Genomic DNA, 17,340 nt, shown 5'->3' on the forward strand with positions numbered 1-17,340 from the left:
CCGCGCTCCGCATCACCAGAATTCCTGCATGGAACCCACCGCCCTCACCACTGAACGCCTGCTCATGCGGCCCTTCGCGCCCGAGGACGCGGACGCGGCGTACACCGCCTGCCAGGATCCGGAGATCCAGCGCTGGACAATTGTCCCGTCCCCGTACACCCGTGCCGACGCGGAGCTCTTCACCCGGAAGCTCTCACCCTCGGGCTGGCAGGACGACACGGCGTACAACTTCGCGGTGCTGCTGCGGGACGGCGGACCGCTCGTCGGTGCGCTGGGCATCAACCGGTGCGGCCTCCCCGGCACCTACGAGGTGGGCTTCTGGACGGCGAAGGAGCACCGCGGCACCGGTTTCACGACCGAGGCGGTGCTCGCGGCCGCCCGCTGGGCCTTCACCGCCCTCGGCGCGGACCGGCTGGAGTGGCGTGCGGAGATCGGCAACGAACCGTCGCGGTCGGTCGCCCTGCGTGCCGGCTTCCGCATGGAGGGTGACCAGCGGTCGGCGCTGTTCAACAAGGGCATACGGCGTGACACCTGGACCGGCGCGCTGCTCCCCGCCGATCTGGGCCTGCCCGGCACCCACCCCCATCGGCCGGCCCCCGATGTCAGAGGCGCCCTCTAGGGTTCGACGCATGACGTCTGCGCCGCCGCCCGTTCTGGAACTCTCCGCCGACCAGGCACGCCGGATCGCCCTGCGCGCCCAGGGCTTCCTGGGCGCCCCGGACCGCAGGGGCGGGGTCCACGGGGTGCTGCGCGGTCTCGGCGCGGTCCAGCTCGACACCATCTCCGTCCTGGCCAGGTCCCACGAGCTCGTCCCGTACGCGCGTCTCGGCGCGCTCGGCCGCCGCACGGTCGACGAGGCCTACTGGTCGGGGGGCCGCTCCTTCGAGTACTGGTCGCACGCCGCCTGCATCCTGCCCGTCGAGGAGTGGCCGCACTTCGCCTTCCGGCGCCGCGCCTACCGCGCCCGGCCGCACTGGCACCACGACCTGCCCGACGGTGCGTACGGGACGGTGATCGCCCAGCTGCGCGCCGAGGGCCCCCTGACGGCGACGGAGCTCGGCGGCGCGAAGAACGGCGGCGAGTGGTGGGACTGGTCCGCCTCCAAGGTCGCCGTGGAGCGGGCCCTGATGTACGGCGAGGTGGTGTGCACCGAGCGGCGCGGCTGGAAGCGGGTCTACGACCTGGCCGAGCGCGCGATCCCGGACACCCTGCTCCACGACGACCTGGACGACGCGGAGTGCCTGCGCCGGCTGGTGGCCCTGGCGGGGAGGTCGCTGGGTGTCGGCACCCGGGCGGACATCGCCGACTACCACCGGCTCAAGGGCGAGCAGTTCGACGCCGTCGTCGCGGACTCGGGGCTCGTTCCGGTGACGGTGCGGGGCTGGGCGAAGCAGGCGTGGGCGGACCCCGAGGCACTGGCCTCGGAGCCGCGCGGACGTCACCGCACGACGCTGCTGTCCCCCTTCGACTCACTGATCTGGGAACGGGCGCGCACGGAGCGGATCTTCGGCTTCACCCACCGCCTGGAGGCCTACGTGCCCCGGCCCAAGCGGATCCACGGCTACTTCGCCATGCCCCTGCTGGCGGGCGGCAGGCTGCGGGGCCGGGTCGATCCGGCCAGGGAGGGAACCACCCTGGTGGCGCGCCAGGTGTCGCTGGACGGCGCGAAATCGGTGGCCCCGATGGCCGGGGCCCTCGTGGAGGCGGCGTCCTGGGTCGGCTGCACCGATGTGCGGCTGGAGCGGGTCGACGCACCGGAGCTGCGCGAGCCCCTCATGGCGGAGATCGCCCACGCCCTGGCCTGAGGCGCCTCAGGTTCCTGCCCCGGCCGCCTACTGCCCGCCCAGCCGGAGTACGGCAATCATGTACAGGGTCACGGACACCGTCTCCAGCAGGAAGGCGACGATCGTGTGCCCGACAAGCCCTTGGCCCGGGGCGAGGCCCAGACGCACCCGTGCCGCCCTGCTCACCCGGGGCGCGGGGACGCCTCGGGCGGCGTTCGCTTCCGCCTTCTCGACCGCCCGGCGCAGCTTCTTGAGGCTCCTCCCGGTCGTGACCCCCAGGCGCACGCCGTGGACGTCGCGCACCAGCAGGAGCCGGTGCGCGCCGCCGTACGAGAAGGTCGTCACCAGCCGGACGGTGGCGAGCCGGTCGAGATCGACGGACCGCTCTCCGGTCAGGGTGCGCGCGGTCAAGTGCGACGACGAGTGCCGGAACGGGGCCTGTTCCTCACGCAGCGCGGGCAGAAGGACGGAGCCACCGATCAAGGACAGCAGACCGAGCGCGACGGGTGTGCCTTCAGGGAGCATCCCCGCCACGGCAAGGGCATAGCCGCCGAACGGCAGCAGCAGGAGCGCCGCCACCAGGCCCGACACTCTGCGTGCCCGCACCACCGCACGGGCGCGCTCCGCACAGCCGATCGTGGTTGTCCCCACCGGCCCTCTTTCCGGTTCCGCCGGTACTCCCGGCAAGGCCGGACCGCCGTCCCCGCTCACCGGATCTCGAGGATCTTCTCCCGCATGGCATAGACCACGGCTTCCATCCGGGAGTGCAGCTGGAGCTTCTCCAGGATATTGCGGACGTGGTTCTTCACCGTGTTCTCGGAGATGAACAATTCCTTGGCGATATCGCGGTTGTTCATGCCCGTGGCCACGAGCTTGAGCACTTCCAGCTCCCGCTCGGTGAGTCGCGGCGCGGGGACGAGCCGGCGCTCGTCGGTGCGCTGGATCATCGACTTGAACTCGGTGAGCAGTTTGGAGGCCATCGACGGGCTGATCTGGGACTGCCCGTCCGCGACCGCGCGAATGGCGGTGGCCACCTCGTCGGTCGAGATCTCCTTGAGCAGGTAGCCGGTGGCGCCCGCCTTGATCGCCTCGTAGAGGTCGGCCTCCTCGTCACTGATCGTCAGCATGATGATCTTCGCGCTGGGGGCCACCTCCTTGATGGAGGTGCAGGCCTCGATGCCACCGCGCTTGGGCATCCGGACGTCCATCAGCACGATGTCGGGCAGCAGGTCGGCGGCCTTGTCGACCGCCTCCGCCCCGTCCCCCGCCTCGCCGACGACCTGGATGTCCTCCTCCTGCGCGAGGACGATCTCCAGGCCCCTGCGGAAGAGCGCGTGGTCGTCCACCACAAGGACCCTGATGGGTTCCTTGCGGGAACCGCCGTCGTCCGCGACGGAATCCGCACCGGCAGCGCTGTCGGCATCGTTCGTCCCGCGCACGGGCCCGAAGGTGTCCGCCATCGTTCCTCCCCCTGAAGGCCACTGCCTGAGGTCACAGGCTGACGGCCAACGGCAGCGCACAGAGCACTGATTGGCCTGGGACGCCATGCTTTCATGCCCGGCCGCCGATGCGGTGCCCCCTGCCGTCGCACGTGATGCCCCTGGGGCGCGAAGACGCTTCCAGGGGCACCGCGTTTCGGCTGTGAGTGCTGGTGTCAGCCGCCGAGCGCACCGCCCGCGCCGCCCGCCTCGTCGGAGGCCAGCGGGTCGGTCCTCAGGTGGATGACACCGTAGTCGTAGGCGTGCCGCCGGTAGACGACACTGGGCTCCTTGGTCTCGGAGTCGACGAACAGATAGAAGTCGTGTCCGACCAACTCCATCTCGTAGAGCGCCTGGTCGAGCGTCATCGGTGCTGCGACGTGCGTCTTCTCGCGCATCACGAGCGGTCCTTCGCCCTGAACCTCGAGCGAGCCGATCTTCGTGGTGGGCACGGCGGACGGCGGCTCGTCGGGGATCAGTTCGCCGTCCCCGTTGAACGAGGCCGCATCCGGCACGACCTCTCCGACCTCGGCCGCGGACAGCCGGCCGTTACCGCGCCTGCTGTAGCGCTTGTCGTGCTCCTTGCGCAGCTGCGTGTCGAGCTTGTCGGTGGCCAGGTCCAGCGCTGCGTACGGGTCGCCTGCCGCCGCTTCCGCCCGGATGACCGGCCCACGCGAGCGGAGCGTGATCTCCACCCTTGCCGCACGGTCGGCCTGACGGGGATTCGGCTCCTTGGACACCTCGACGTCGAGGCTGATCACCTTGCCGTCGAACTTCTGGATCTTGTCCAGCTTCAGCTTCTCGGCCACGTGCTTGCGGAACCGCTCGGGCACCTCGGTCTTGCGGCCCTTGACGACGATGTCCACGCAGAACTCCGTTCCCGGATCGCTCCGCTTCGGCGGCGGAGCATCTCCCTTTTGCACCAGACTCCGGTGATCGCCGGAGCCGCGGACTCGGTGACTGTCACCTCCTCCTCCCCCATCGGCAGGGTGTCCACCCCACCGATTTCCATGCTTCTGGCGTACCGGTGAGTTACCTGCCCGAAACCTGGTGGCGCATTCGTCGAGGTGCGGAATTAACCGTCCCTCACAACCGAACATAGCCTGCCCACCACTGTGTCGGCACCCGCTACTCACGCGTACCTCCGATCGGGCTCCTTTACCCACTCACTACCTGCAACGATGCAAGTTATTTGTCAGTTCCGGTTTATTTCGAAAGCAGACGGAGAAGCTGCGACAACCGCCGCACGCAGCGCCCCCGTCTTGCCAGGGCCGGCACGACCCGACGCGCGCACCGCACGGGCCGCCTCCGCCAGCGAGGAGCCCGTGGTCAGCAGGTCGTCCACCAGCACGACCCGGCCGGCGTCGAGCAGCCTCCGGCCACCGTCGGCCACGACCAGCGCGCCCGCGAGATTGGCATGCCGCTCCCCGGCCCCCAGCCCCGCCTGGTCGGCCACCGTGCGCCGCTGTCTCAGCACGGCGCACACCCGCGCGGCCGTGCCCCTGCGCCGCAGCTCGGCCGTGGCCGCGAACGCGATCCTGCGCGCCGGGTCGTGCCCCCGTGCCGCCGTGGACCGCCGTGCCGACGGGACGGGGACCAGAAGCAGCGCCTCCCTCTCGCCCGCCTGCCCCGCTCCGGCCCTTACAGCGGCTGCCAGCGCCCCGCCGAGCGCCCCTGCCAGGCCGAGTGCCCCTCGCTCCTTGTGGGCCAGCAGCGTCGCGCGTACGGCGTTCTCGTACGGGGCGGCCGCGTGGACCATGGGGAGGCCTGCCGGCTCGGGTGCCGGTCTGACCCGGCACGGCACGGCTGCCAGCGCGCCGGCGCACTCCGCGCACAGCTCGGTGCGTGGCCTGCCGCAGCCTCCACAGGCCACGGGCAGCACCAGCCCCGCGATCTCCCGCCACCAACCCCGCACAGCCCCACTGTGCCCGGGCGGCGGAGACCCGGCCACCCCTGTGGAAAACCCCCTGTGGACAACCGGGGCGCACCGGCGACGCACGCTTGCGCCGGGGTGCGAACGGCCTGGTGGGAGCCCCGCTCAGCCCGGGTAGACCAGCGAGGAGCCCTCCTTGAGGACCGTCTGCCAGTTGTCCCCGGGCGACAGCTTCACTATCCCGTCGCTCTCGGTGTCCGCCATCAGCGGCAGCTGCTCGTCGTCGGCGGCCGCGACCGCCGTCACCTGGTTCACGCCCGGCAGGACTCCGGAGGACGACGTCGAGCCGTCGGCCTGCACGTAGCGCACCTGCTGCACCCCGCCCTCCTCCTTGCCGACCACCACGAGGCGGCTCCGGCCGGACCAGGACACAGCTGTCACATCGGCAAGTTGCGGAGCGGCCTGGCGCAGGTCCTCCACCGAGACCTCCTCGGCCTCCCCCGTGCCGTGGTGCTCGACCCGGCCGATGCTCAGCGTCGTGTGCCCGTCCTTGAACACCTGCAGGGCGATCCGGACCCCGTCGGCCGACATCCGCAGTCCTTCGATACGCCCGCCGTCCAGACCGGGTACCGAGACCTCCTGCGGTTCACCCGCACCGTCCACAAGACGCAGCAGCCTGGGGTCCGCCGGGTCACGGTCGGCGACCCACAGATCACCTCTGCCGTCCCAGCTCGGCGCGGACAGCCGGTCCGCGGCCTTCTTCGCGCGGCTGGTCACCACGGGGGCGGCCGGCTCGCTCTCCTCGGCCAGGGAGGAGACGTACAAATGCTGCTGGTTCGCCGAGACCGCGGCCGCCTGCTGTTCGTCCCGGGCCACCCCGACGGCGCTCATGGGCACCGTGCCGCCGCCCAGCGGACCGATCACCGGCTCCGGTTCCCCGCTGCCCTTGCTGCTCCCGGGAATGCGCTGCACACGCCCCTTGCCGTCGACGAAGTACTGGCTGTCGGGACCGTCGGAAGCGTTGTCCGACGCGAATTCCTCGGCCTCGTCGGCACCCAGCGAGCAGAGCGGACCCCGCGCACCCTGCAGCTCCACCTGCCCCACCCGGGCGGACGTCAGGTCTCGCAGCGTGAAGAGCACCTGGGCCGCCATCATCCGGCAGGCGCCCTGCCCGGCCTCGTCGGCCTTCTTGTTGAGCGGCACCTTCAGGACGTTCTGGTCGTCCGGCGCCAGCGAGGTGACCCCCCGCTTCAGCGCCGTACCGTCGGGGAAGCGCGAGTCGACCACCGGCCGCAGCCAGTTCGACGGGCCATCCAGCAGCGTCCGTACCGTCTGCGTGGCCGTGTCCATCCGTGTCACGGGATCCGGGCGGTTCCGTACGTAGACGGGGTCGGCGACCAGTGCGGACGCGTCGTCCGCGCGCCCCGCGGCGAAGTAGTACTTGTTCACGGACCGGTAGAGACGCTTGAAGTCGGACTGCCCGAGCACCAGACCGTCCGGCACGATGTCGATGCGCCATTCCGCCTTGCCGTCCGCACCCTTCTGCCGGACCAGATGAAGCATCTGGGAGTACTCCGACGGGGCCAGCGGGCGGTAGGAGCTCTGCGCGTCGACCGCCGCCACCTGTTCGCCGGTCAGCGTGTAGGTGGTCTCGGAGGACCTGCGTTCCTTGTCGTGGATCGTGGGACCGTTGCGGTTGGGCGCCTTCGAGAGCACCGTGGTGCCCTCGCCGGGCTGCCAGGTGCGGGCGGCTTCCGCTGTCAGATACTTGCGCGTGGTCCGGAAATCCGGGTCGTCGCTGGTCATGGACTCCAGGAAGCCGTCGACGACCTCGATGGGCGCGGCGCCCTCCCTCGGCGGCACGGCGTACACCTGCACCTGGGAATCACCCGGCTGCGAGGCGTCGACCGCCTTCACGTCGCCGGTGACCGGCATCGCACCGCATCCGGCGAGCACCACGACGCCGCAGCCGAGCAGCGCGGACAACCGCACCGCCCGGCCGTGGCCGCCCCGACGGCGGTCAGTGTCCACGAGTCGTGTCCTCCTGCTGCGGATCCTGCGTCTGTGGGTCGGTGCCCCCGCCCGGCCGTTCCCCGGCCGGACGCGACACCACACGTGCTCCGTTGCCCGGCAGCGCCGCCGGATGGACCGATGCCGGTGTACGCGCCGCCGCATGGCCGTGAGCCGGCACCGTCAGGTGCGAGCGCGCCGTGGAACCGGACTGGTTCGGGACGGACATCCGCCGGCTCTCGGCCACCGCCGGTGCCGCCTCCGCACGCTCACGCTCCTCCCGGTTGCCCCGGGAGTCCTCCGGCTCAAGGGGTATCGGTGACCCGCGCAGCGGCTCGTCCGCCGTACGCGGCAGTGTCAGCCGGAACTGCGAGCCGCCACCTGGTTCGCCCCAGGCCTGCAGCCAGCCGCCGTGGAGCCGGGCGTCCTCGACGGCGATCGACAGCCCCAGGCCCGTGCCACCTGTGGTGCGGGCGCGAGCCGGGTCCGCCCGCCAGAAGCGGTTGAACACCCGGGTGGCCTCGCCCGGCTTGAGCCCGACGCCGTAGTCCCTGACCGCCACGGCCACGGCACCCTGGGCGACGCCCATGCGCACGATCACGTCCCGGCCCTCACCGTGCTCGACGGCGTTGACGACGAGGTTGCGCAGGACCCGCTCGACACGGCGCGCGTCGGCCTCGGCGACCACGGGCTGTTCGTCCCCCACCACGTGGATGCGGGTGCCCTTGCGCTCCGCCAGGGGCTCGGCGCCGCCGATCACCCGCCGGACGACCATGCGCAGATCTATCGGTTCGGCTTCCAGCGCCGCCGCCCCCGCGTCGAACCTGCTGATCTCCAGCAGGTCGGACAGCAGCGACTCGAAGCGGTCGAGCTGGTCGCCCAGGAGCTCCGCGGAACGGGCCGTGACCGGGTCGAAGTCGACACGTGCCTCGTGGATGACGTCGGCCGCCATCCGCACCGTGGTCAGCGGGGTGCGCAGCTCATGGCTGACGTCCGAGACGAAACGCCGCTGCATGCGGGAGAGCTCCTCCAGCTGCTGGATCTTCAGCTGCAGGTTCTGCGCCATCTTGTTGAAGGCCTCACCCAGGCGAGCGATGTCGTCCTCACCGGTGACCTTCATCCGCTCCTGGAGCCTTCCCGCCGAAAGCCTCTCGGCGATCCCCGCCGCCATCCGTACGGGCGTGACGACCTGGCGCACCACGAACCAGGCGATGGCACCGAGCAGCACGACCACGAAGAGCCCCGCCGTGGCCAGTGTCGTCGTGACGAGGGTCAGCGACTTCTCCTCCTGCGTGAGCGGGAAGAGGTAGTACAGCTCGTACGGGTTGTGGTCGACGTCGTAGAGCCGCTTGCCCACGACCAGCCCGGGCTCCGGAGCCTTCCCGTAGGAGTACCGGATCAACGAGTACGTCTGGAAGGCACCGGCCCCCTCGCCCACGTCGTCCCGCAGTCTCTGCGGGATGCTGGACGCCTCCACGCTGCCCGAGCCGCGCGGGGCGCGGCTGGTGCCCTGTCCCACGGAGTCGGCGCTGAGCGCCACCACGTTGAACGCGTTCGCCCCACCGCTGGCGAGCTGGTCGACGAGCTCGGTGCGCCAGGAGGTGTTGGGCGTCATGCCGTCGGCGCCCTCCTCGCTCTGGTCACCGGGGACCAACGGCGCGTTCGCGTTGGCCTGGGCGGCCGCGAAACCGCCGGCCGCCTGAGTCTGCGCGGCCTTCCCCTTCGCCTCGAGCAGGCCGTTGCGCACCTGCCCGATCACGACGAAGCCCAGGAGCAGCACCACGCCGATCGACATCAGCAGCGTTCCCGCCACGACGCGCAGCTGCAGATTCCTGCGCCACAACCGGACGGCGGGCAGCAGCGGACCGCGGATCCACCGCATCAGGAGCCGCGGCACGGGGCCGCCGGGCGTCCGGTCGTGGAACAACCGGACACCCCGCGGGACACGGCCGAGACGGGGAGTCCTCCGTGCCGGACCGGCAGCCCGCTCCGGACGGACCCCGGACCCCCCGGGTGGCGGAGCAGCGCTGCCCAGGGTCATGTCAGCTCGGTCCGGCCTTGTAACCGACACCGCGGACGGTCACGACGATCTCCGGCCGCTCCGGGTCCTTCTCCACCTTCGAGCGGAGCCGCTGGACGTGAACGTTCACCAGGCGGGTGTCGGCGGCGTGGCGGTAGCCCCACACCTGCTCGAGCAGCACCTCACGGGTGAAGACCTGCCACGGCTTGCGGGCGAGAGCGACCAGCAGGTCGAACTCCAGCGGGGTGAGGGCGATGGACTGCCCCTCCCGCTTCACCGAGTGACCGGCCACGTCGATGACCAGGTCACCGATCGCCAGCTGCTCCGGTGCGGGCTCTTCGGACCTCCGCAAACGCGCCCTGATCCGGGCAACCAACTCCTTCGGTTTGAACGGCTTGACGATGTAGTCGTCGGCCCCGGATTCCAGGCCCACCACCACATCCACCGTGTCGCTCTTGGCAGTGAGCATGACGATCGGCACACCTGACTCGGCCCTGATCAGCCGGCAGACCTCGATGCCGTCCCGTCCGGGCAGCATGAGGTCCAGCAGCACCAGGTCCGGCTTGGCCTCACGAAATGCAGCCAGTGCCTTGTCGCCGTCCGCTACGAACGACGGCTCGAAACCTTCTCCACGCAGCACGATGCCGAGCATCTCGGCCAGTGCGGTGTCGTCGTCGACGACAAGGACGCGTCCCTTCATAAACGACATCATCCCATTAGCTAATCGTTACCTGCGATGACCTGGCACACAGCTCTGCCAGTCCGACCCCCGTGACCGGGGAAATGACACCCTCCTCCGTGACGATCGCCGTGACCAGTTCGGGCGGCGTGATGTCGAATGCGGGGTTGTACGCCTTGGTTCCCGGGGGTGCGAGGACCGTCCCGCGCCCCTCGGCGCCGACCGGACCGCCCGGCATGGATGTGAGCTCCGTCACTTCGGCCGCGGAACGCTGCTCCACGACGATCGATGTACCGTCCACCGTTTCCAGATCGACCGTGGTGGTCGGCGCCACGACGACGAACGGCACATGGTGGTACTTCGCGAGCACCGCCAACGGATAGCTCCCCACCTTGTTGGCCACCGAGCCGTCTGCGGCGATGCGGTCCGCCCCGATGAGTACGGCATCCACCTCCCCCGCCGCAAACAGCGAACCCGCTGCGCTGTCCGTGAGCAAGCTGTACGGCAGCCCGTTCCGCCGCGCCTCGTACGCCGTCAGCCGGGCGCCCTGCAGGAGCGGCCGGGTCTCGTCCACCCAGAGCTGCCGCAGGCTCCCCTCCCGGTGTGCTCTCAGGGCCACCGCGAACGCCGTCCCCGCGCCCCCGGACACGAGGGCTCCGGTATTGCAGTGGGTGAGCAGCCGGTGGCCGCCGTCCGGCAGGAGTTCGGCCAGCAGTGCCAGACCGTACTGCGCCATCCGCTCGCTGGCCGCCGCGTCCTCCTCGTGCAGGGCCCGCGCCTCGGCCAGGGCCTCCGCGGCAGCCGCCTCCGGACCGGAGCCGCTGTCGACCGCCGCCCGGTATCTCCGTGCCACCCGCCGCGCCCCGTACCCGAGATTCACCGCGGTGGGCCGCGCCTGCTCCAACAGCTCCGCGGCCACGGCGACGTCCTCGCCCCGGGCGGCGGCCAGCGCCACCCCGTAGCCCCCGGCGATGCCCAGCAGAGGCGCACCCCGCACCGCCAGCGTCCGGATCGCCCGCACCAGGGCCGGTACGTCAGCACAGACCAGCTCGGCCTCCTCGACGGGCAGCCTCGTCTGGTCGAGGAGCACCACCGCGGGACCTCCCGGAGGCTCGTCCCAGCGGAGTACGGAGAGAGCCGGAGGCCCGTTACCCACCGGTGTTTGCGCGTCCTGTTCAGCCATCTGCCCAGTCTGCCCGCTGAACCGCCCGCACACGAAGGCAAGAAGGAGATACAGCGCCCGGTCCGCACCGGACCGGCGCGTGGCACGATGGCTGGCAACCTGCCGCCCCGATGAGCGGACAGGACGGTGAAGGAGCGACAATGAACGACTCTCCGGGCTGGGCTTCGCCCGGATCCGCCCCCTCCGACGGCCAGGAGACGGGCATCCCCAGGCCCTCCTCGCCCGTTGACGGAAGCGGCCCCGCCGGACAGTGGTCTCCTGCACAGCCGCCTCCGGGGCAGTGGTCCCCGCCGAGCGCTCCCGGCAACGGCCCGGGCGCACCCCCGCCCGCCCCCGGCTGGGGTGGCATGCCGCAGGGACCCGGATGGGGCCGCGCACCCATGGCTGCGAAGCCCGGTGTCATCCCGCTCCGCCCCCTCGGGGTCGGCGAGATCCTCGACGGCGCGGTGTCCACGATGCGCACCCACTGGCGCACGGTGCTCGGCATCAGCCTCACCGTCTCCGTGATCGCCGAGATCGTGATCACACTCGTCCAGCGCTACCTCCTGCCCGAGCAGAAGTCGGTCGATCCGAACGCGACCGGCGCGGAAGCGCTCCGCCAGGCCACCGACTCGGCTCAGTCGCAGCTGATCAACAGCGTCCCCAGCACGCTCATCGCTCTGATCGCCACGTTGATCACCACCTCGGTCCTCACCGTGGTGATCAGCCGCTCCGTGCTCGGCCGCGGCGTGACACTCTCCGAGGCCTGGTCCGAGGCGCGCCCCCGGCTCCTGCCCCTGCTCGGCCTGACCCTTCTGCTCAGCCTGATGAGCGCCGCGATCATGGCAGCCGGACTGGCACCGGGCCTGGCCCTGGGCGACGGAGCGGGCGGACTCGCGCTGACCGCACTCGGCTTCCTCGCCTCCTGCGTCGTGGTCCTCTGGCTGATGATCCGCTTCACGCTCGCGGCGCCGGCACTGATGCTGGAACGGCAGTCCGTGCTCACCTCTCTGCGCCGGTCCGCCAAGCTGGTCAGGGGCAGCTGGTGGCGGACGTTCGGCATCCTGGCGCTCACCTACCTGCTGGTGATCATCTTGACTTTGATCATCGCGATCCCGTTCGGCATCATCGCCATGACCGTGGACAGCAACGGTTTGAGCGAGTTCCTGAACAGCAACTCGACGGACTTCGGCTGGCCCTTCCTGATCGTCACGGGCATCGGCGAAGTGATCATCTCGACGCTCGCCTACCCGTTCACCGCGGGAGTGATGGCCCTGCTCTACGTCGACCAGCGCATCCGCCGCGAGGCGCTCGACCTCGACCTCGCACGGGCCGCGGGCGTACCCGGCTACGACAACCCCAGGAGCTGATGCGGTGACGGGGGTGGGGGGCACCACCGCGGTACGGCTCATCCGGGCGAGCGAGGACATACCCGTGGACACCCCACGCCTCCCCGCCCGCGAGGCGGCCCGGGACGAACTGTCCGACCCGATGTACCACGAGCACGATCCGAATCTCCTCGAACGCGGTCTCGACCGCTTCTGGGACTGGGTCGGCGACCTCTTCGCCGGCGCTGCCGAGGCCGCACCAGGCGGCCCGCTCGGGCTCGTCGCACTCGTCCTGGCCTTCGTCGGCCTGGCCGCCGCCCTCTGGTGGCGGCTCGGCACACCGCAGCGCGCCGCCCGCCCGCCGGAGACGCTCTTCGGCAGCACCACCCGGGGCGCGGACGACCACCGCACCGCGGCCTCCGCACACGCCGAAGCCAAGCGCTGGACGGAAGCCGTCCAGGAGCGGATGCGGGCCCTCGTGCGCTCACTGGAGGACCGGGCCGTCCTCGACCCCCGCCCCGGCCGCACCGCGGACGAGGCGGCCGCCGAGGCCGGCCGGCTGCTGCCCGCGCACGCCGACCGGCTCCACGCCGCCGCCCGGGTCTTCGACGACGTCACGTATGGCGGCCGGACGGCGGACGAGTCCGCGTACACGGCTCTGTGCACGCTCGACCTGGATCTCGGGGCCGCCAGACCCCTGTCGGCCGTCGGCAGGGCCCAGGGGGCCACCGGATGACCGGAACCACGGCCCTTCCCACCACGTCGGAGGCCCGCACCCCCCACCAGGTCTGGCTGCGCGTCCGGGGGCTGCTGCTCGCCGTCCTCATCCTCGTCGTCGCAGGGGTCGCTCTCGCCGCCGCCCGCTCCGGTGGGCAGCACGGCCGGCTGGATCCCCGCTCCGCGGACCCCTACGGCAGCCGGGCCGTCGCCGAACTCCTCAAGGACCGCGGTGTATCCGTCGACGTCGTCACCACCCTCGACGAGGCCGAGGCCGCGGCTGGGCCCGACACCACCCTGCTCGTCGCCGGCCCCAACGTCCTCACGGGGCACCAGCAACGCCGCCTCCGCGCGGCGACAGCCGACTCCGCGGGCCGGACCGTCCTCATCGCCCCTGGCGGGCCCTCCGTGACCCGGCTCGCCCCCGGCGTGCGGCCGGTATCGCCCAGACCCGTGACCGCCCGCCCGCCGCGCTGCGAACTCCCCGCAGCCCGCGCCGCGGGAGCCGCCGACATGGGCGGTATCCACTACGCGACCGGTGAACGCGATGCCACCGCCTGCTACCCGGACGACGGCTCCGCCGCCCCGCTCCTGGTCCTGCCCGGCGACGGGGCCGGTGACACCGTGCTGCTCGGCTCCCCCGACATTCTCTACAACGACCGCCTGGATCAGCAGGGCAATGCCTCGCTGGGACTGCAACTCCTCGGTTCCCGCCCGCATCTCGTCTGGTACCTCCCCTCGCTCGACGATCCCTCCGCCGCCGAAGGCGGCACCGGCACGGACAACGGGGACGACACTGGTGACAGCGGAGCCGGAGGAGAGAGCGGCTTCATCGGCCTCATCCCCTCGGGCTGGCTCTGGGGCACCCTGCAACTCGCCCTCGCGGCCGTCCTCGCCGCCATCTGGCGCGGACGCAGGCTCGGCCCGCTGGTCACCGAGCGGCTACCGGTGGCCGTCCGCGCTTCTGAATCCACCGAAGGACGGGCCCGCCTCTATCGCAAGGCCGATGCCCGTGACCGCGCCTCCTCCGCACTCCGCTCCGCCACGCGGACCCGCATCGCTCCCCTCCTCGGAGTGTCCCCCCGCGACTCCGACTCCCCCACGGTCCTCCTGCCCGCCGTCGCCTCACGCCTCCGCACCCCCGGCAGTGACCTCAGATCCCTCCTCTTCGGCCCGGCTCCGGCCGACGATGCCGCACTTGTCCTTCTGACCGACCAACTCGACGCCCTCGAAAGAGAGGTACGCACGTCATGAGCGCCCCGACCCCGGATACCGCCGAGAGTGCGGGGCCCGCAGGGACCCCTGTGCTCCCCGCGAACTCCGACAGCGCCCGCGCATCCCTGGAAGCTCTGCGTTCCGAGATCGCCAAGGCCGTGGTCGGCCAGGATCCAGCGGTCACCGGCTTGGTCGTCGCGCTCCTCTGCCGAGGCCATGTGCTTCTCGAGGGTGTTCCCGGAGTCGCGAAGACCCTCCTGGTCCGCGCACTTGCCGCCTCACTGGACCTCGACACCAAGCGCGTCCAGTTCACCCCCGATCTCATGCCGAGCGATGTCACGGGATCACTCGTCTACGACGCCCGCACCGCCGAGTTCTCCTTCCAGCCCGGCCCCGTGTTCACCAATCTCCTGCTCGCCGACGAAATCAACCGCACCCCTCCCAAGACACAGTCCTCCCTTCTGGAGGCCATGGAGGAACGTCAGGTCACCGTCGACGGGTCACCCCGGCCTCTGCCCGACCCCTTCCTGGTGGCAGCCACCCAGAACCCTGTCGAATACGAGGGCACCTACCCGTTGCCCGAAGCCCAACTGGACCGCTTTCTGCTCAAGCTGACGGTGCCTCTCCCCTCACGCGAGGACGAGATCAGCGTGCTCACCCGCCACGCCGACGGGTTCGACCCCCGCGACCTGAAGGCGGCCGGGATACAGCCCGTAGCCGGCCCGGCCGACCTCGAAGCAGCCCGAGCCGCCGTCGCCAAGACATCGATCTCACCCGAGATCGCCGCCTACGTCGTGGATATCTGCCGTGCCACGCGCGAATCCCCCTCGCTCACCCTCGGCGCCTCCCCCCGAGGAGCCACCGCCCTGCTTTCCACCGCACGGGCATGGGCCTGGCTCACGGGCCGGGACTACGTCATCCCGGACGATGTGAAGGCCCTCGCTCTGCCCACGCTCCGCCATCGCATACAGCTGCGGCCCGAAGCGGAGATGGAGGGAGTAACCCCCGACTCCGTCATCACCGCTGTCCTCGCCCACGTCCCCGTCCCCCGGTGAGGTGGTGACCATGGCCCTCACCGGAAGAGCCGCCCTGGTGGCGGCTTTGGGGTCACTCCCCGTAGGCATCCTGGCCCCGAGCTGGACTGGCCTGCTCGCGGTCGATGTCCCGCTCTCACTGGCAATTCTGTGCGACTACGCCCTGGCCGCGCCAGTGCGTACCCTGCAGTTCACCCGATCCGGTGATACATCCGTTCGACTCGGTGACACCGCAACGGTGCAACTCACCGTAACCAATACGTCCCGGCGCCGGTTCCGCGCGCACCTCCGCGACGCCTGGCCCCCCAGCAGTTGGACCTCGGAGGCCGAACAGGCCGCGTCCCGGCACGCGTTCGTCCTGCCGCCCGGTGAGCGGCGCCGCCTCACGACGCTGCTGCGCCCGTCACGACGTGGAGACCGCCGCGCCGACCGCGTCTCCGTCAGGTCGTTCGGGCCGCTCGGTCTCGCGGCCCGCCAGGGCTACCACCGCGTTCCCTGGACGGTCAGGGTCCTGCCGCCCTTCACGAGCAGGAAGCACCTGCCCTCGCGGCTCGCCAGACTGCGGGAGCTCGACGGCCGGACCAGCGTGCTCACCCGCGGAGAAGGCACGGAGTTCGACAGCCTGCGCGCCTACGTACCGGGAGACGACACCCGTTCGATCGACTGGCGGGCCACCGCGCGCCAGTCCGCCGTCGCCGTCCGTACCTGGCGCCCCGAGCGCGACCGCCACATCCTCGTCGTGCTCGACACCGGCCGCACGTCGGCAGGCAGGGTGGGCGATGTGCCGCGACTCGACGCCGCCATGGACGCGACCCTGCTGCTCACAGCACTCGCCACCCGTGCGGGCGACCGTGTGAACCTCCTCGCTTACGACCGTCGGGTCCGAGCCCAGGTCCAGGGCAGGACCTCGCGAGGGGACGTGCTGTCGACGCTCATCAGCACGTTGGCCACCCTGGAGCCCGAACTCGTGGAGACCGACGCCCGCGGGCTCAGCACGGCCGCACTTGCCGGCGCTCCACAGCGCTCTCTGATCATCCTGCTCACCAGTCTGGATGCCGCTCCCATCGAGGAAGGCCTCCTGCCCGTGCTTCCCCAGCTCACCCAGCGCCACACGGTGCTGGTGGCCGCGGTCGCCGATCCCCAGGTCGAGTCGATGGCTCGCGCGCGGGGCACAGTGGACGCGGTCTACGCGGCTGCGGCCGGCACGCAGACGCAGCTACAGCGCCGTCGGACGGCGGACCAGCTCCGCCGTCATGGAGTCACCGTCGTCGATGCGGGGCCGGAGGAGCTCGCCCCCGCGCTGGCTGACACCTACCTCGCGCTGAAGGCGGCCGGCCGGCTCTGAGCTGTGCGTCCACAACGGCATCGCGGTCCGTTGTGGGGCCGGGTCCAGGTAGCAGCCGCCAATGGGTGGCTCCGACCGGAGCGACTCGCTACAGCTCGTGGTCCCGGGCGAGTTCCTCCCAGCACATGTCACGAAGCGCCGGATCGGCGTCCTCGCCCGAAGGAACACCGGGGACGGGCTGGAACCGGACCACGGCGAGGGTGGACCTGTGCAGCACCGGGTCGAGCTCAGAAGCGACCACTACAGAGCGAAAGTGACCGATGCAAGCCACGGAAGGCAGCACCTCGAGGGGGCGCACGCCCGCAGGTGAGGACCATGTCACTCAGTGGTATGCCGTCACCATGTGCATGGTCCGTTCAGGACGGGCGGGCCCGGAACGCAGGAAAGCCCCGTGCCACAAGGGCACGGGGCTTTCCCGGAATAATTGTTCGGCGGCGTCCTACTCTCCCACAGGGTCCCCCCTGCAGTACCATCGGCGCTGAAAGGCTTAGCTTCCGGGTTCGGAATGTAACCGGGCGTTTCCCTAACGCAATGACCACCGAAACACTATGAAATTAACCAACACCGGATGAAAACACGGCCGTTCGTTATTTCAGAACTAACACAGTGGACGCGAGCAACTGAGGACAAGCCCTCGGCCTATTAGTACCAGTCAGCTCCACCCGTTACCGGGCTTCCACATCTGGCCTATCAAC

The 17,340-nt window shown here is 70.8% G+C and carries 16 protein-coding genes and 2 rRNA genes; 7 read left to right on the forward strand and 11 right to left on the reverse strand.

The window, feature by feature from the left end; all coding sequences use genetic code 11:
- Positions 1–28: 28 nt before the first annotated feature.
- Positions 29–619 carry a GNAT family N-acetyltransferase gene (locus ACFUNE_RS03235; RefSeq protein WP_383561623.1) on the forward strand — a complete coding sequence of 197 codons (591 nt, stop codon included), beginning with the start codon at positions 29–31 and terminating at the stop codon, positions 617–619.
- 10 nt (positions 620–629) lie between these two features.
- The gene (locus ACFUNE_RS03240; protein WP_383561625.1) at positions 630–1,805 is read left to right on the forward strand and encodes a winged helix-turn-helix domain-containing protein; all 1,176 of its coding nucleotides are present in this window, start codon (positions 630–632) and stop codon (positions 1,803–1,805) included.
- 27 nt (positions 1,806–1,832) lie between these two features.
- On the opposite strand, the gene ACFUNE_RS03245 is transcribed toward ACFUNE_RS03240, so the two are convergent.
- The 8 genes from ACFUNE_RS03245 to mtnA all read right to left on the reverse strand — a co-directional run bounded on the left by ACFUNE_RS03245 (position 1,833) and on the right by mtnA (position 11,027).
- On the reverse strand, positions 1,833–2,435 hold the full coding sequence (locus ACFUNE_RS03245; RefSeq protein ID WP_383561627.1) for a hypothetical protein: 603 nt from the start codon (positions 2,433–2,435) through the stop codon (positions 1,833–1,835).
- Positions 2,436–2,491: 56 nt separating this feature from the next.
- Positions 2,492–3,244, reverse strand: a complete 753-nt coding sequence (locus tag ACFUNE_RS03250) for a response regulator (protein ID WP_383561629.1) — start codon at positions 3,242–3,244, stop codon at positions 2,492–2,494.
- A 194-nt stretch (positions 3,245–3,438) separates the two neighbouring features.
- Positions 3,439–4,128: a ribosome hibernation-promoting factor, HPF/YfiA family gene (hpf, locus tag ACFUNE_RS03255; RefSeq protein ID WP_383561631.1), complete on the reverse strand. Its 690-nt coding sequence runs from the start codon at positions 4,126–4,128 to the stop codon at positions 3,439–3,441.
- Positions 4,129–4,457: 329 nt separating this feature from the next.
- Complete coding sequence (locus ACFUNE_RS03260; RefSeq protein WP_383561633.1) at positions 4,458–5,177, reverse strand: ComF family protein; 720 nt, start codon at positions 5,175–5,177, stop codon at positions 4,458–4,460.
- A gap of 123 nt (positions 5,178–5,300) precedes the next feature.
- Positions 5,301–7,166, reverse strand: a complete 1,866-nt coding sequence (locus tag ACFUNE_RS03265; protein ID WP_383561635.1) for an LpqB family beta-propeller domain-containing protein — start codon at positions 7,164–7,166, stop codon at positions 5,301–5,303.
- The gene (mtrB, locus tag ACFUNE_RS03270) at positions 7,156–9,186 is read right to left on the reverse strand and encodes an MtrAB system histidine kinase MtrB (RefSeq protein WP_383561637.1); all 2,031 of its coding nucleotides are present in this window, start codon (positions 9,184–9,186) and stop codon (positions 7,156–7,158) included. Before mtrB ends, ACFUNE_RS03265 begins: the two co-directional genes overlap by 11 nt.
- A 1-nt stretch (position 9,187) precedes the next feature.
- Positions 9,188–9,877 (reverse strand): two-component system response regulator MtrA, encoded by a 690-nt coding sequence (gene mtrA / locus ACFUNE_RS03275; protein ID WP_187281934.1) that lies wholly within the window; start codon positions 9,875–9,877, stop codon positions 9,188–9,190.
- A 4-nt stretch (positions 9,878–9,881) separates the two neighbouring features.
- Positions 9,882–11,027, reverse strand: a complete 1,146-nt coding sequence (mtnA, locus tag ACFUNE_RS03280) for an S-methyl-5-thioribose-1-phosphate isomerase (RefSeq protein WP_383561639.1) — start codon at positions 11,025–11,027, stop codon at positions 9,882–9,884.
- A gap of 140 nt (positions 11,028–11,167) precedes the next feature.
- On the opposite strand from mtnA, the gene ACFUNE_RS03285 reads away from it, so the two are divergent.
- Genes ACFUNE_RS03285 through ACFUNE_RS03305 form a run of 5 tightly spaced genes read left to right on the forward strand, consistent with a single transcriptional unit; the run spans position 11,168 to position 16,645 of the window.
- Positions 11,168–12,376: a glycerophosphoryl diester phosphodiesterase membrane domain-containing protein gene (locus ACFUNE_RS03285; RefSeq protein ID WP_383561641.1), complete on the forward strand. Its 1,209-nt coding sequence runs from the start codon at positions 11,168–11,170 to the stop codon at positions 12,374–12,376.
- Positions 12,377–12,380: 4 nt separating this feature from the next.
- A complete protein-coding gene (locus ACFUNE_RS03290; RefSeq protein WP_383561643.1) occupies positions 12,381–13,070 on the forward strand; it encodes a DUF4129 domain-containing protein in 690 nt (229 codons plus the stop codon).
- The gene (locus ACFUNE_RS03295; RefSeq protein ID WP_383561645.1) at positions 13,067–14,305 is read left to right on the forward strand and encodes a DUF4350 domain-containing protein; all 1,239 of its coding nucleotides are present in this window, start codon (positions 13,067–13,069) and stop codon (positions 14,303–14,305) included. The genes ACFUNE_RS03290 and ACFUNE_RS03295 overlap by 4 nt, the downstream gene beginning before the upstream one ends.
- Positions 14,302–15,321, forward strand: coding sequence for an AAA family ATPase (locus ACFUNE_RS03300; RefSeq protein ID WP_383561647.1), 1,020 nt, complete (start codon positions 14,302–14,304; stop codon positions 15,319–15,321). The genes ACFUNE_RS03295 and ACFUNE_RS03300 overlap by 4 nt, the downstream gene beginning before the upstream one ends.
- A 10-nt stretch (positions 15,322–15,331) precedes the next feature.
- Positions 15,332–16,645 (forward strand): DUF58 domain-containing protein, encoded by a 1,314-nt coding sequence (locus tag ACFUNE_RS03305; protein ID WP_383561649.1) that lies wholly within the window; start codon positions 15,332–15,334, stop codon positions 16,643–16,645.
- Between the two features lie 88 nt (positions 16,646–16,733).
- Here ACFUNE_RS03305 and ACFUNE_RS03310 read toward each other — a convergent pair whose 3' ends face one another.
- The 3 genes from ACFUNE_RS03310 to ACFUNE_RS03320 all read right to left on the reverse strand — a co-directional run.
- Entirely contained in the window at positions 16,734–16,886 is a 153-nt protein-coding gene (locus ACFUNE_RS03310) for a hypothetical protein (RefSeq protein ID WP_383561651.1), read from the reverse strand.
- A gap of 185 nt (positions 16,887–17,071) precedes the next feature.
- Positions 17,072–17,188, reverse strand: a 5S ribosomal RNA gene (rrf, locus tag ACFUNE_RS03315).
- Positions 17,189–17,267: 79 nt separating this feature from the next.
- Positions 17,268–17,340: ribosomal RNA gene (locus ACFUNE_RS03320) — 23S ribosomal RNA — on the reverse strand; the annotation flags it as partial.

Origin of the sequence: Streptomyces sp. NPDC057287, from assembly GCF_042667905.1 — a bacterium.
Taxonomy (GTDB): domain Bacteria; phylum Actinomycetota; class Actinomycetes; order Streptomycetales; family Streptomycetaceae; genus Streptomyces.